The organism is Faecalibacterium sp. 9, from assembly GCF_048320955.1.
GTDB classification, from domain to species: domain Bacteria; phylum Bacillota; class Clostridia; order Oscillospirales; family Ruminococcaceae; genus Faecalibacterium; species Faecalibacterium wellingii.
In genome coordinates this window covers 658,292-670,532 of sequence record NZ_JBLWGB010000002.1, presented here as the reverse complement: position 1 = coordinate 670,532, position 12,241 = coordinate 658,292, and the positions used below count along the sequence as shown (strand labels likewise).

General features: G+C 60.4%; 16 protein-coding genes. 1 reads left to right on the top strand and 15 read right to left on the bottom strand.

What is annotated here, in order from left to right; genetic code table 11:
- Window positions 1-86: 86 nt before the first annotated feature.
- From ACKXF9_RS12115 to ACKXF9_RS12050, 14 genes are all read right to left on the bottom strand, one after another.
- Window positions 87-506 (bottom strand): hypothetical protein, encoded by a 420-nt coding sequence (locus ACKXF9_RS12115; RefSeq protein WP_418266363.1) that lies wholly within the window; start codon window positions 504-506, stop codon window positions 87-89.
- Complete coding sequence (locus ACKXF9_RS12110) at window positions 506-910, bottom strand: RusA family crossover junction endodeoxyribonuclease (RefSeq protein ID WP_418266362.1); 405 nt, start codon at window positions 908-910, stop codon at window positions 506-508. The genes ACKXF9_RS12115 and ACKXF9_RS12110 overlap by 1 nt, the downstream gene beginning before the upstream one ends.
- 274 nt (window positions 911-1,184) lie before the next feature.
- Window positions 1,185-3,419 (bottom strand): AAA family ATPase, encoded by a 2,235-nt coding sequence (locus ACKXF9_RS12105; protein ID WP_418266361.1) that lies wholly within the window; start codon window positions 3,417-3,419, stop codon window positions 1,185-1,187.
- Window positions 3,420-3,424: 5 nt separating this feature from the next.
- A complete protein-coding gene (locus tag ACKXF9_RS12100) occupies window positions 3,425-5,056 on the bottom strand; it encodes a DEAD/DEAH box helicase (protein ID WP_418266360.1) in 1,632 nt (543 codons plus the stop codon).
- Window positions 5,057-5,545, bottom strand: a complete 489-nt coding sequence (locus tag ACKXF9_RS12095; protein ID WP_418266359.1) for a DUF669 domain-containing protein — start codon at window positions 5,543-5,545, stop codon at window positions 5,057-5,059.
- Window positions 5,546-5,619: 74 nt separating this feature from the next.
- Complete coding sequence (locus ACKXF9_RS12090) at window positions 5,620-6,705, bottom strand: AAA family ATPase (RefSeq protein WP_418266358.1); 1,086 nt, start codon at window positions 6,703-6,705, stop codon at window positions 5,620-5,622.
- Entirely contained in the window at window positions 6,706-8,034 is a 1,329-nt protein-coding gene (locus tag ACKXF9_RS12085) for an AAA family ATPase (RefSeq protein ID WP_418266357.1), read from the bottom strand.
- Window positions 8,025-9,116: a hypothetical protein gene (locus ACKXF9_RS12080; RefSeq protein ID WP_418266356.1), complete on the bottom strand. Its 1,092-nt coding sequence runs from the start codon at window positions 9,114-9,116 to the stop codon at window positions 8,025-8,027. The genes ACKXF9_RS12085 and ACKXF9_RS12080 overlap by 10 nt, the downstream gene beginning before the upstream one ends.
- Entirely contained in the window at window positions 9,094-9,300 is a 207-nt protein-coding gene (locus tag ACKXF9_RS12075) for a hypothetical protein (protein ID WP_418266355.1), read from the bottom strand. Before ACKXF9_RS12075 ends, ACKXF9_RS12080 begins: the two co-directional genes overlap by 23 nt.
- Before the next feature lie 550 nt (window positions 9,301-9,850).
- Entirely contained in the window at window positions 9,851-10,165 is a 315-nt protein-coding gene (locus ACKXF9_RS12070) for a DUF3846 domain-containing protein (protein WP_418266354.1), read from the bottom strand.
- A 46-nt stretch (window positions 10,166-10,211) separates the two neighbouring features.
- Window positions 10,212-10,541: a hypothetical protein gene (locus tag ACKXF9_RS12065; RefSeq protein WP_418266353.1), complete on the bottom strand. Its 330-nt coding sequence runs from the start codon at window positions 10,539-10,541 to the stop codon at window positions 10,212-10,214.
- A 2-nt stretch (window positions 10,542-10,543) separates the two neighbouring features.
- Window positions 10,544-10,807 (bottom strand): hypothetical protein, encoded by a 264-nt coding sequence (locus tag ACKXF9_RS12060; RefSeq protein ID WP_418266352.1) that lies wholly within the window; start codon window positions 10,805-10,807, stop codon window positions 10,544-10,546.
- Window positions 10,804-11,235 (bottom strand): XRE family transcriptional regulator, encoded by a 432-nt coding sequence (locus ACKXF9_RS12055; protein WP_418266351.1) that lies wholly within the window; start codon window positions 11,233-11,235, stop codon window positions 10,804-10,806. The genes ACKXF9_RS12060 and ACKXF9_RS12055 overlap by 4 nt, the downstream gene beginning before the upstream one ends.
- 15 nt (window positions 11,236-11,250) lie before the next feature.
- Entirely contained in the window at window positions 11,251-11,442 is a 192-nt protein-coding gene (locus tag ACKXF9_RS12050) for a hypothetical protein (RefSeq protein WP_418266350.1), read from the bottom strand.
- A gap of 147 nt (window positions 11,443-11,589) precedes the next feature.
- Between ACKXF9_RS12050 and ACKXF9_RS12045 the strand changes: the two genes are divergently transcribed.
- The gene (locus ACKXF9_RS12045; RefSeq protein WP_418266349.1) at window positions 11,590-11,955 is read left to right on the top strand and encodes a hypothetical protein; all 366 of its coding nucleotides are present in this window, start codon (window positions 11,590-11,592) and stop codon (window positions 11,953-11,955) included.
- Here ACKXF9_RS12045 and ACKXF9_RS12040 read toward each other — a convergent pair.
- Window positions 11,924-12,148, bottom strand: coding sequence for a hypothetical protein (locus tag ACKXF9_RS12040; protein WP_418266348.1), 225 nt, complete (start codon window positions 12,146-12,148; stop codon window positions 11,924-11,926). The two genes, ACKXF9_RS12045 and ACKXF9_RS12040, sit on opposite strands and share 32 nt — an antisense overlap.
- Window positions 12,149-12,241 lie beyond the last annotated feature (93 nt).

Below are 12,241 nucleotides of genomic sequence, written 5' to 3'. Positions count from 1 at the left end.
CGAAGGGAGTAGACCTTTCCTGCGGGCTTCGGCATTTTAAATTTTAGCAGGGGTTGACAGGATTATCAAGTCCGGTTCGCTCCGGTTCAGTCCGGACTTTTGATCTCCAGTCTTTTGATGGCCGCGCTGTGGCGCTGGAACATCTGACTGCGGGAAATGCGGACGTTGACCGCGATGTCCGGCCAGTCCTCCAGCAGGATGTACCGCCGGAACAGGATCATGAAATCCACCTCGTCGTCCAGCTGGCGGAACACCTCCATGATCTCGGCCCGGATGGCGTCGCAGACGGCAGACTGCGCCTCAGCGGCCCGGCGGGCCTCGTCGATGCGTTCCACACTGCGGGGCAGAGCCTGTCCGTCACCGCTGCCGCCCGGCACAGGAGAAAAGCGCTGGGTGGTGTGGGTGGCGTCGGTCTGCAGCGTGGCCAGTTCGTCCAGCTTGAGCAGCTCGAACCGCTTGGCCGTCCGGTACCGCCAGAGCCATGCCTTTTTCTCTTCGTAGGTCATTACAGTTCCTCCACCCGGACGAACACGCCGCAGGGGTCCGACCAGAATTTTTCTACGATCTCGCTGCACACCTGCGCGTCATCGGCCCAGAAGTGCAGGCGGGTCATTTCGTCCTTGAGGGCCTTTTCCAGATTGTCGGTGTCCGGCTTTGCGGTGCGCCAGCTGCCGTTTTTGCGACCCTCGGCAGGGAAGCACCACTTGACCAGCAGCCGCACCGGACGGCCTGCGGGGATGGGCTTTTCCGGCGCGTGGGGTGCCAGATGGGCGTGGAGCTTGGCACGGGTCTGTTTCAGCTCCGGGCTGTCGTGGAGCACCGCGTGCGGCTGTCCGCCCTTCATGTAGGCGTGCAGCTGCTTTGCGTTGTGGGTGGTGGTAGGCGGCTGCATGGGAAGAAAGAATTGCATGTACATGGGGTTCACCTCGTTTTTCTTTTTCAGGTTTTAGCGCTAACGTGATGGGGAGGGTTCCCCGAATGGATGGGGGCTGTGGTCGCCCCATCCTTCGGGAGACCCCATCACACACGGACGGATTTTGTATATTATATATAGGCTATTTTCCGTCCCGGATTCGGAAAAATAGCCGCTATTTTCCGAAATCCGTAAGCGGATGCGGATTTGTGATAGCCGCTATTTTACCGTTTTTGTACCATGCGTAAAACAAAATATTGCGGACTGTAATTTATCCTGCGCTGCCGGGTTCCTTGCGGCCGATGTCCGCGCCGTCGATCCAGAAACCGCCGTCCGCTTTCAGACGGCGGCGTACGGTGTCCGGTTTCAGCCCCATGTATTCGGCCATGGAGTAGACCGTCACCTTGCCATCCATCATGCAGGCTTCAAAGGCAGTGTCCAGCTCGGCCTTTTTGTCCTTGGTCACCTTGCCTTTATCGCCCCAGCGCTTGGCGGCACCGCGGCTGCCCAGCGTTTTGAAATCGCTGTCCGGCTGCAGGTCCTCCAGCAGGCCGGTGTCCGGCTTGTGCACGGGGTAGTCGAACCAGAGGTTCACCGGGTTGAAGCGGGCAAACTCGCGCAGGGTGCCCTCGATGCGCCATGCGGTCATGCTGTCGGCCTGCTTCTGGGCGGCGGCCACTTCGGCATCGATGGCCCGCAGGTCGGCAAGGCCAAGGTGTTCTTTGGCAATGGTCAGCATCCGGCTGCGGCTCAGGACATCGTCCGGGCCGTAGGCATCCCCATGGCCGCGCTTGTCCAGCATGGCCTTGATGACCCGGCAGGCGGCTTTGTTGTGGAGCTGTTCCCGGATGGCATCGGTGGGGGTGAGCTCGGTCATGTCCAGCATGGCATCCGGGTCGCGGGCGAACACGCCGGAGCCGCTGGCACGGTCCATGCTGCGCTTGCCGCCCTGGGCACCTTTTGAGTGGTGGTGGCAGTAGATCACGGCACAGTCCAGCGCACGGCACACAAGGTCGAACTGGTTGCAGAACTTTGCCATCTGGTCGGCAGAGTTCTCGTCGCCGGTAATGACCTTATAAATGGGGTCGAGGATCACGGCGGTGTAGCCTTTTTTCTGGGCCCGGCGGATGAGCTTTGGGGCCAGCTTGTCCATGGGCACGGACGCACCGCGCAGATTCCAGATGTCGATGTTCCGCAGGTTCTGCGGGGGCAGGCCGAGGGCGGTGTACACATCCTTGAAGCGGTGCAGGCAGGAGGCCCGGTCCAGCTCCAGATTGATGTACAGCACCTTGCCCTGTGCGCAGGAGAACCGGCCCAGCCACGGCCTGCCTTCGGCGATGGCGATGCACAGCTCGATGAGGGCAAAGCTCTTGCCCGCCTTGCTGGGGCCCGCCAGCAGCATCTTGTGGCCCTTGCGCAGCACCCCGGTAATGAGGGCATCGGCCAGCGGGGGCAGGCTCTCCCAGTCGTCGGCCAGACTCTCGGTCTCGGGCAGCTCGTCGGTCTCCGCTTCCAGCCAGTCCCGCCACTCATCCCAGCAGGATTTCCCGATGTTGGTCTCCAGCAGGGTCTGCCGTTTGTCACCGCGCAGGATGCCGGGCATCCGGGAAAGGCGGCTGGGGTTGCGGTTCTGCTGGTCGATGGTCAGGCCGTTTTTCTGGCAGGCGGCGTAGAGGTAATCCACCCGCCTGCGGTACTCGGCATAGTCCGGGGCATCCACCCTGACGATGGCATGGACGCTCTTTCCGCCGGAGTAGACCAGCGCGGCACAGGGCAGTTCCAGCTGCCGGATGATGGCCTGCTGTTTGCCCAGCTCCATGTTGTCGCACTCCACGAGGGCGTAGCGGAAGTCGGTCACGTTCTCGTTGCGGCGGCCTCCGCCGTCCATGGGGTTGAAGCAGATCCACGCACCGGCTTCGGGGTTGTAGTCGCCAAGGGCAGCACCGATATCATCGCCGTAATGATCCAGCTCCATGATGAGCTGCCCGGCGGTCAGCTGACAGGAGCAGCCGTTGGGGGCAAAGCGCCCGTCTTCCTTCCGGTAGCTCTCGGTGACGTAGGCAACGTATTCCTCCGGCTCAAAAAGTGCCTGCAGATACCGCTTGATCTGCTCTGCCGGGTGCCACTCTGCGGGCAGATCCAGCTCGTGGGCTTCCACCCACCGGGGATCTACCACGCGGCCCTCGGTCTGGGCACCGGGCCCGGCAGAGAGCTCGTCGCCCCAGTCCAGCGCGTGGCCTGCCGGGCCGCTCCAACCGTGGGAATAGGCCAGCTGGAAGATGCTGCTCTCGGTGACAGGCTTTGTGCTGCCGTGGAAACTCTCCCACTTTTTGGCGCACTCGCCCTTGTGGTAACGGCCCCCGTCCCGGGCGCTCCATGCTTCCCAGACGGTGACGGGCAGGCCGGAATCCTTCAGCGCCATGCCCACCATCGTCCATTCCTCGTAGGTCAGGGAGGCCGGGGAGATGAAGTCCAATGCTTCTTTGAGTTCATTTTCATGTTCCATTCGCATCACCATCCAAAGCTGCTATCCGGAAAGGCCGGTTCTGCGGGCGGCGTGTAGGTGCTGGGAGTAACGCCCTTGGGCACACCCCGCCAGCCGCCCGCCGCAATGCGGTCGATCATGTGTTTGGCCTGCTCAAAGCTCCACCTGCCCACGTGCTGGAAGCCGTATTTTTCCAGACAGCGGATCTGCTTTGGGGTGGTGAGGCCTTCGTCCCGGCGCTTGTGCAGCCGGTCCAGCAAAAGGCTGGCTTTGCCTGCCGACTCCACCGCATCCGGCAGGATGCCCAGCTTTTCCAGCGCGGCGGCCTGCTGTTCGGTGGGCGGGCCTGCTTCCCAGCCAAAGGCCGGCACATACCCGGCAAGGTCCTCGGCCTGAATGCTCATCTCGTACTGCAGCGGGTCCACCAGCTTGGCTTTTTTGCGGCGCTGTTCTTCCAGCTGTTTTGCAAGGGCTTCCTCCCGCTGGGTCACCACGTCCTCGCCGGCCTCGGCGGCGGCTTCCTCGATGTCCTGCGGGCAGCCGCTCCCGGCCAGATTTTCGGTCATCTGGCGGGCCACGGCGCGGTCCTCGCAGACCAGATCCGCCGGGCGGCACAGCTCGTGCTTGTCGGTCATCCACAAAAAGTCGAGGAGCAGCAGGTCGGTCTTGCCCGGGGAGAGCCGGGTGCCGCGTCCCACCATCTGGCTGTACAGGCTGCGCACCTTGGTGGGCCGCAGCACCACCACGCAGTCCACGGACGGGCAGTCCCAGCCCTCGGTGAGCAGCATGGAGTTGCACAGCACGTTGTATTTGCCTGCATCGAAATCCGCCAGCACTTCCTTGCGGTCGGCGCTCTGGCCGTTGACCTCGGCGGCGCGGAAGCCCTTGGCGTTCAGCAGGTCCCGGAACTTCTGGCTGGTCTTGATGAGGGGCAGGAATACGACTGTTTTGCGGTCCTTGCAGCGCTGGGCCATCTCGGCGGCGATCTGTTCCAGATAGGGGTCAAGCGCAGTGCCGAGGTCTCCCACGGCGTAGTCCCCGCCGCTCATGGTGACAGAAGAAATGTCCAGCTTCAGCGGAATGGTCTGGGCCATGATGCGGCACAGATAGCCCTCTTTGATGGCATCGGTCAGCTTATACTCAAAGGCAAGGCTGTCGAACACTTCGCCCAGATTGCGCATGTCGCCGCGATCCGGCGTGGCGGTCACGCCCAGCACCTTGGCGCTGCCGAAGTAGTCGAGGATGCGGCGGTATCCGTCGGTAATGGCGTGGTGGGCCTCGTCGATGATGATAGTGCCAAAGTAATCATGCGGAAAGCGTTCCAGCCGGGCGGTGCGCTGCAGGGTCTGCACGCTGCCCACCACCACACGGAACCATGTATTCAGACAGGTGGCATCTGCCTTTTCCACCGCGCTGACAAGGCCGGTGGAGCGCTGCAGCTTGTCCGCTGCCTGTTCCAGCAGCTCACCGCGATGCGCCAGAATGAGCACCCGGTGGCCCGCCCGCACCTGATCGGCTGCTACCGATGCAAACACGATGGTCTTGCCGGTGCCGGTAGGCAGCACCAACAGGGTGCGGGTGTGGCCGTTCTCCCACTCTGCGTGGATGCGTTCACGGGCCTGCTGCTGGTAGGGGCGCAGGGTTTGTGTCTCGGCCATTTAGAACGCCCCCTGTGTCCAGCCCTGAGTGGGTGCAGCTTTGGGTTCGGGCGGCGGCAGGAAGCGCTGCACTTCGTTGCTCTGGCCGGTCTCGCCTGCATGAGGACCGCTCTGCTTGGTGTACTCGTGGATACCCAGCTTGCAGATGCCTTTGGCACCCACGACCTCGTTCCAGCGGGGGCGGAAGGTCTCGCCCCGCTTGCACTGACCGATGCTCTCAAAGAAAGCCCCCAGCAGGCCCTGCGTTTTAGTGTGCAGGTACAGGCGGTGGGTCACGGTGGTATCACCCTTGGCCCCGCCGAAGATCTTCAGGGTCAGCTTTGCCATGGAGCAGGGCGGGAGCTTTGCGCTGCCCTCAAAGCGGGCACGCTCCATGCCGGTGACCTCAAAGGCATACTCGCCCTCGGGCAGGAGCACGAACTCCTGCTGTTCGTTGGTAAATTCGTCGTCCCAGCTCAGGGCGCGGTCGGTGGTGTTCATTTCGTTCATAAGTAATTACTCCTTTATTATAAAACTCCTTCAGTCACGCTTACACGTGCCAGCTCCCTCCGTGAGGGAGCCTGTTAAAACGGGATATCACGGTTATCCAGCACCATCTGGAACACCTGCGGCCATGCGGCGATCAGACAGCCCTCCACAAAGTCAGCGGGGTAGTCCTTGATGGGCATATCCTCCGGGAAATAGCCTCGTTTGCCCACAACGCCCTGCAGCTCTTCACAGCTGACCTTGTTGGCGCTCATCAGAGCGGCCAGCTTTTCCGGCACGCCCAGACTGAGCAGAACATTTTTCTCAGAGCTTTCCTGCAGCGGTGCGGGCTGCGGCTGAGCCACCGGCTTTGCTTCCTGCTGCGGGCTGGGCAGGATGTCGGCTTCCGGCTGGGAACGCGGCTGCGGTTCCGGTTTTGGTGCCTGTGCAGACATTGCGCCGGGGATGCAGGCGGCAATGCTGGCATAGTCAAAGGGTACTTCCTCCGGCAGGTCAAAGCGGTTTTTTGCATCCCAGCAGGGGTGATGCGCGGTGTACAGTACACGCCTGCCGCCGCTGGCCTTGCTCTTGGCGTTCTTGCCGTCGCCCACCTTTTCCACAACGGTCTTGTAGTTGGCAAACAGCAGCATATCGCACCACTCGCGCAGCAGCGGGGCCACCTGTTTGGAAGTTTTCATGCTCCAGCGGTCGTAGTTGCCCACAGCGTCCGGCTGCTCAAATTTGGTAATAGCGGCATGGGCCAGCACCACCACGTTGTGCCCGGCCTGTAGCACCTCTTCCAAAGCGTCCAGCAGCTTGCCGAACTCTTCCTTAACATAGGTGTAGCCCTTGCCGTAGCCGAAATCTTCGATGCCGTTCACCTTGGCTTTGGCACACACGGCCTGAATGCACAGGCGTTCAGCCCAGTCGGCGGTATCAATGACCAGCGTGCCGCAGGGGACACTGCCCTTGCGTACCTCGGCCACCTCATCCAACAGCATGGCCCAGCTGGTGGGTTGGGGCAGGCGCTTGACGTTCAGCCGCTTGGTGCCGCCCTCGGTGTCGATGAAAACAGGATTCGGGAAATGGGATGCAAAGGTGCTTTTGCCGATGCCCTCCGGGCCGTACAGCACGGTCTTGACCGGCGCATTCTGGATGCCGGTGGTAACTGCATATTTGCTCATTTAGAACGCTCCTTTCGTCCAGCTTTTCTGCTGGGGCTTTTCGGTGACGGGCGGCAGGGAGGTTTCGGTATCCTTCACCATGCCGTCCTCAATGATGATCTGGCACTCGCTGCCAGTGGAGACCCGGGTGGCAATGGCCTGCAGGTGTTCTGTTTCCAGCCATGCGGAAAACTTCTGCAGGGTGGTCATGTCCATCTGTTCCAGCTTGTCCAGCAGCACGAAACCGCAGTCCGGGTTCAGGCGGCGGACGATGGCGGCGGCCACCCGCAGCTGGTCGCTGCCGGACATATCCCGCCAGTGCTTGCCTTTATAGGTAAGTGCGCCGTCCTCCACGCTCAGCTCCGGCAGGGGCAGGTCGGCACCGTTCAGCAGGGCCATGCGGTCGGCCCGCTTCCGGGTGATGGCTTCGGTGAGCTTGTCGTAATCGCTGGCATACCGGGCGGCTTCGTCCTCAGCCCGGGATTTTTCCAGATTGGCCCGCACCTTCTGGTTGATCTCCTCAATGTCCCGGATGGAAGCTTCCAGTTCGGCGGTGGATTCGTCCTGAAGCTGGGCGACGGTCTTTTGAGCGGTTTTCCGCTGATTGAACAGGCGGGTGTGCTTGGCGTCGAGCTCCTGATACTGTTGTTCCAGCTCGGCAATGTGTTCACGGGTGCGTTTCAGTTCGGCCACACACTGCTGCTCCTGACGCTCAAGCTCTGTGTACTGTGCCCGCAGCCGCTGATTCTCGCCGTTACGGGCCAGAATTTCCTGCTGCTGGCGAATGAGGTCGGAGGCGCTGACCGGCTCCTCCGGTGCATCCGGGTAGGAGATCAGCTCCTCGGCAAAGTGCTTTTTCTGCGCGGCCAGCTGGCCGGTGAAGGTGCGCTTGTCGTACAGGGCCTTGATCTCAAGATCCCGGGTGTGGAGTTCGGTGCCGATGCCGATGATCCGCAGCAGGATGTCCGCCTTTTCCTTGTCGGATGCTTCCATGAAGCGGGGCAGATCCAGCGCCAGCGGCTCGATGAAGGCGTTGAGCAGCTGCTGGCCGCTGCGGCGTCCGGTGGGGTCGGTGACGGTCAGGGTGCTGTTCTTGCCCTTGCGCTCCACCACCACACCGTTGGAGAGCCTGACCTTGAGGTGGGCGGGAGCCACGGCCCCGTCCCGCTGGGCGGCGTCCGGGCGGAAGCGGTCGCCGCCGAGGGCCCACGCCAGCGCGTCCAGCACGCTGGTCTTGCCCTGATTGTTGTTGCCGCCCACGAGGGTGAGCCCGGTGGGCGACGGCGTAAGCGCAACGGCCTTGATGCGTTTGACGTTTTCGGCCTCTAAGGCCATGATCTTTACAGACATGCGGATACCTCCCCTTGAGCGGATGCGAGTGTGTGAACGAACTGGTTGATTGCGGTCTCCCGCTGGTCGTCCGGCAGTTTGCGGAACTGCATTTTGGCGGACTGAACGATGCTTGTGATGGAGCGCCCGGCCAGAATGATGCTGTCGTAGGCATCGCGGGCGTCCTGTTCGCTGCCGGAAGAGGCCTGTTCCAGCCGTGCCTGCAGGTCGGCGGTCATCTCGGCGGCTAAGTCCTCGGCAATGTCATGGGCCCGCTGGTTTGCCCGGCGTTCCACTTCTTCCTCGTCCACCACAGCGGCGATGGGCTGCTTTTTCAGGGCCGCATTTTCTTCCTGCAGCTTATCCGCCCGGAGCTTTGCCGCTTCGGCCACCTGCCGGGAGCCGGAAAGCTGGCCCTCGGCATTTTTGGCCCGGGCCTCGGCCTTGCTCTGCATCTTCCATGCTTCCTCTTCCCGGGCTTCGGCAGAGTCGGCGCGCTCTTTCAGCTGGGCGTTCTGCTCTTTCAGACCGCTGATGTCGGCAAGAGCGGACTCATAGCGGCTTTCTGCTTCTTCCCGCTTTTCCGCGTCCTTATGGGTCTGGGCTTCGGCGCTTTTCACCAGCTCCTTGAAATAGGCATTTTCCTTGCGGGCGTTCTGAGCGGACTTCTCTGCGGTGTCGGCACGGTCTTTCTCGGCCTTGAGCTGGGCCAGCAGCTCCTGCACCCGCTGGCTGTCTCCGGCGGCTGCGGTGAGCTGTTCAGCACAGCCGGAGCGGGCGATCAGGTTCAGGTCTTTGCGAGAAAGTTCAGGGATTGAAGTTAATTGTTCAACAGTTGAACCTTTAAAACCTTCACCTGTTTGCAGCATATTCCAGACGCTGGATTTGCTCATGCCCTTGCTCTCATACCACTTTGTCCATGTACCGCCGCCATAGCGGCCAGCCTTGGCCGTTAGTGCGTGCATTTTGGCAACGTAGATGCAGGAAATGAGGTATTCATCCTGCGCGGTGCCGTAGTGCAGATCGAACTGCTGGTCGGTCTCCACGGCCTGATCGGACAGGTCGCCCAGAGCGGAAAAGTCAAAGCCAGGTGCCGAAGGCATCGGTGCAGAAGAACCGCCCGCCGATGCGGCAGGGACCGATTCGCAGTTCTGCAGGGATGTCGCGGGGGTCGATGCGCTTGCATCCGCCCCGCTCTCCGAGATGGTCGGCGTTGCCGCTGTGGCAGTCGGGACAGCATTCTCTGCCGTAGTCACAGCAGCATCCGCATTCTGGGCAGGTGCACATGCGAAAACCTCCTTTGCTTTTTTAATGTCGGCAAGAATCTTTTCCATTTCCTGCTGCGGTGTCATGTCCTTGCGGCTGCCATTCGGGGTAAAAAACTGACCAAGCAGCTCTCTTTTTGCGGCAACACCTTTCAGATTTTGAGCGCAGGTGATAGTCAGGCAGTAACGGCCGTCAGATCCATAGTCCGATGCACGAATATCTTTGGAAAACGAGCCAAAAATCTCTCTGTCTGGATAAGTATCTTTGATCCATGCGGAGACCTGAGACAAAAAGTCGAAGTCCAAACTGTGCACTCGACAGGTGCATTTGTCCTTGATGGAGCCAGAGAATTCTGATGCATAAGTGAGAGTCTTGCTCATCCGACACTCATAGCCCCGAGTCTCCAGGGCGACAGTTTTGGCACTTTCGTCCCATTGAAAGTTTCCGTATGGCATGGCGTAGGGGCATCCCCAGCACTCATGGCCGGGTGCATAGCCAGACAGACGGTTGCCAGTGGTACTGGCATCGGTGGATTTCTTCACTCGCCGTCCGCATTTGCAGATATAGGTAGTCATACCCGCACCTCCGTGTCCTTGAGGCGATCCAGCATCTCGGCCTGCACATCCTTGCTCATGGACTGGATGTTGTTGCCCTTCCAGCCGTAGCAGAGGATAGGGCCGTAAAGCTGGCGGCCCCGGTACGTCCGGTTCAGCAGGCTGGCGGGCTGGATAGGGCCATCGTACCGGCCCACGAACAGCACCGCCGGGGTGCGGGGCAGCACGATCATCTCACTGCGGGTGCCCAGCCGTTTCTCAATGGCCCACAGGCTGTCCGGCAGGGTGGTGACCACGGGCTCTGCGCCCGGTTCGGCTAAAATACCTTTCATTTGTAAAATCCTTTCTGATGTGATATCATCAAGGGTGATGGGGCTTTCAAATTCCATCACCCTTTGGGCTCGTCGGTGTTGGCGCACCGGCGGGCTTTTTGTTTGCCTGCATTTTCTGCAGCATGTATTTGCCGTAGCTCAGGCCGGCTTCTTCTGCAGCGCGGACCTCGGCGTGAAGGGCAAGGCTGCTGCGCTCAGCGGCAAGGCCCTGACGCCGGGCCTGCAGTTCTTCATTGCGCCGGCGATCCCATTCAAGGCTCTGAGCGTTGGCGTGCTTTTTGCCGCATTCGGGACAGCGCTGAGCAGAGCGTCCGACATTGCAGAGCACCTTGCCGCAGTCCACGCAGATGCGGGTGTAGGTCTTGAAGTCGCTCATGCTCAGCCTGCCTTCCTGCCGCTCTTTACGGTGTTCCGGGGCTGCTGGTGTACCTTGCGGCGCTCCTGCTGCTCCCGGTCATGGGCGGCAAAGCCCAGCCGGGCAAAGAACACCGCCAGCAGGATCAGCACCATGGCCGTGATGAACGCGCCGTCCGAGACGGTGCCGCCGGTCTGGAAGCTGCCCTCCAGCCCCATGCCGTACAGCAGGCCCACGGTCCCGCTGGCCACGGCCAGCCAGTACCACACGCCGGATTTGATCTTCATGCGGATTCTCCTTCCTGAATTTCAACGCCTTCGATCTGAGAAAACCGATCGGCATTGATGATGTAGCGCCAGCGGTTTGCAGATGTCTTGACTCCGTACCCCCACGGGAATACGCCCTGCTGCAAGCCCTTGCCGACCGTTTCCTTGTCAACGCCAAGCAGGGCGGCAGCCTGTTTAAGGCTCAGCTGCCGGATGCCGCCGTGTCGTTTGGGGACAGGATCGGTGTACTGGGGCGCATCCGGCGCGGTAAAGTATTCGGCATCCAGCCCAAGGGCCGCAGCCATACTGCGCTGTACGGCATCGGGCGGCACTTGTGCACCAGCCAGATATTGACAGATGGACGCTCTGGATCTGCCGGTCATCCCGGAAACCTGTACCTGATTCAGATGCAGGTCTTTCATGGCTTTCTTCAACCTGTCTTTGAACATGTGTCATTCCTCCTTTCATGCCACAGGCCGCCCGTCCAGCTTCTTCAGACTGGCCACCAGATTGATGGATGCCGCAGCGGTCTCCATCTGCTCGAATGCGTCCTCGTCCATGTCCTTGCACATGGTGTGAATGCGGATCACGCGCTCCACATCCTGCTGCGTCAGGCCATACATGGCGGGGTTCAGGGAATTGTTCTTACGTGCCATACGAAGCACTCCTTTCTGTGGGTGGCTCCCACGACCATCCCGGCTGCGTCACCGGAATGGTTTCGGCCGCTGCCATGCGGCCATCATCGGGTGGGTTGTGGATGGTGTCCTTCCCGTGCTATACTGGCGTAGGAAGGAAGTGTAAAAATGCTTGATGTAAAAACGCTGAAAATACTTAGGTTTTTAAATGAGCACCCGGATGAAACGTTTTCCAGTTATCAGATGGAAAAGTGCGGAGTGCCGGCAGACGGTGAAACGCTGGATTGGCTGTACAAGCACGATATGGTTTCTCGATATCAAGATGAAGATGGCTATGTGGATCCTTATGACGGACCAGACTACATCTATCAGATCAATGCCGGTGGGCGTTCGGAATTGCGCAGACAGCAGCACTTTGAAGAAACTGAAGAACGTGCAAAAAGAGCCGAGATTCGCGCTCAAAATGCAGAGATCTGGGCAGGTATCAGTCTTGCGGTATCCATCATTGCAATAATAGCCGCTTGGCTAAAATGATCAGAAGCGCAATGATGTTGAATGCAAGCGACAGCGCAGACTTGACCGTTGCAGCCTTTTCTTTCTTTTCGATGCGCGCCCAGCGCTCTGCTTCGTTCCTTTCCGTCTGGCGTTCAAACTCTTCGATCTCGCTTTCCAGCTCCGCCCGGCGTTCCTCTTCCATAGGTGCGATGGGCTTTTTGTTGTCGGTCATGTGGTTCACCTCCCTTCGTGTTGACCTGATTGCAATTTGTTGATTGCATGACAAGTATAAGTCATTGAATGACGTTTGTCAAGAGCTGCTTTG

Bases quoted from the DNA above. Each gene is read 5' to 3' on its own strand.
- ACKXF9_RS12045 (WP_418266349.1), top strand. From the start codon at position 11,590: ATGCTTGATGTAAAAACGCTGAAAATACTTAGGTTTTTAAATGAGCAC.
- ACKXF9_RS12060 (WP_418266352.1), bottom strand. From the start codon at position 10,807: ATGAAGATCAAATCCGGCGTGTGGTACTGGCTGGCCGTGGCCAGCGGG.
- ACKXF9_RS12055 (WP_418266351.1), bottom strand. From the start codon at position 11,235: ATGTTCAAAGACAGGTTGAAGAAAGCCATGAAAGACCTGCATCTGAAT.
- ACKXF9_RS12050 (WP_418266350.1), bottom strand. From the start codon at position 11,442: ATGGCACGTAAGAACAATTCCCTGAACCCCGCCATGTATGGCCTGACG.
- ACKXF9_RS12105 (WP_418266361.1), bottom strand. From the start codon at position 3,419: ATGGAACATGAAAATGAACTCAAAGAAGCATTGGACTTCATCTCCCCG.
- ACKXF9_RS12070 (WP_418266354.1), bottom strand. From the start codon at position 10,165: ATGAAAGGTATTTTAGCCGAACCGGGCGCAGAGCCCGTGGTCACCACC.
- ACKXF9_RS12040 (WP_418266348.1), bottom strand. From the start codon at position 12,148: ATGACCGACAACAAAAAGCCCATCGCACCTATGGAAGAGGAACGCCGG.
- ACKXF9_RS12075 (WP_418266355.1), bottom strand. From the start codon at position 9,300: ATGTGCACCTGCCCAGAATGCGGATGCTGCTGTGACTACGGCAGAGAA.
- ACKXF9_RS12090 (WP_418266358.1), bottom strand. From the start codon at position 6,705: ATGAGCAAATATGCAGTTACCACCGGCATCCAGAATGCGCCGGTCAAG.
- ACKXF9_RS12065 (WP_418266353.1), bottom strand. From the start codon at position 10,541: ATGAGCGACTTCAAGACCTACACCCGCATCTGCGTGGACTGCGGCAAG.
- ACKXF9_RS12115 (WP_418266363.1), bottom strand. From the start codon at position 506: ATGACCTACGAAGAGAAAAAGGCATGGCTCTGGCGGTACCGGACGGCC.
- ACKXF9_RS12080 (WP_418266356.1), bottom strand. From the start codon at position 9,116: ATGCCTTCGGCACCTGGCTTTGACTTTTCCGCTCTGGGCGACCTGTCC.
- ACKXF9_RS12085 (WP_418266357.1), bottom strand. From the start codon at position 8,034: ATGTCTGTAAAGATCATGGCCTTAGAGGCCGAAAACGTCAAACGCATC.
- ACKXF9_RS12110 (WP_418266362.1), bottom strand. From the start codon at position 910: ATGCAATTCTTTCTTCCCATGCAGCCGCCTACCACCACCCACAACGCA.
- ACKXF9_RS12100 (WP_418266360.1), bottom strand. From the start codon at position 5,056: ATGGCCGAGACACAAACCCTGCGCCCCTACCAGCAGCAGGCCCGTGAA.
- ACKXF9_RS12095 (WP_418266359.1), bottom strand. From the start codon at position 5,545: ATGAACGAAATGAACACCACCGACCGCGCCCTGAGCTGGGACGACGAA.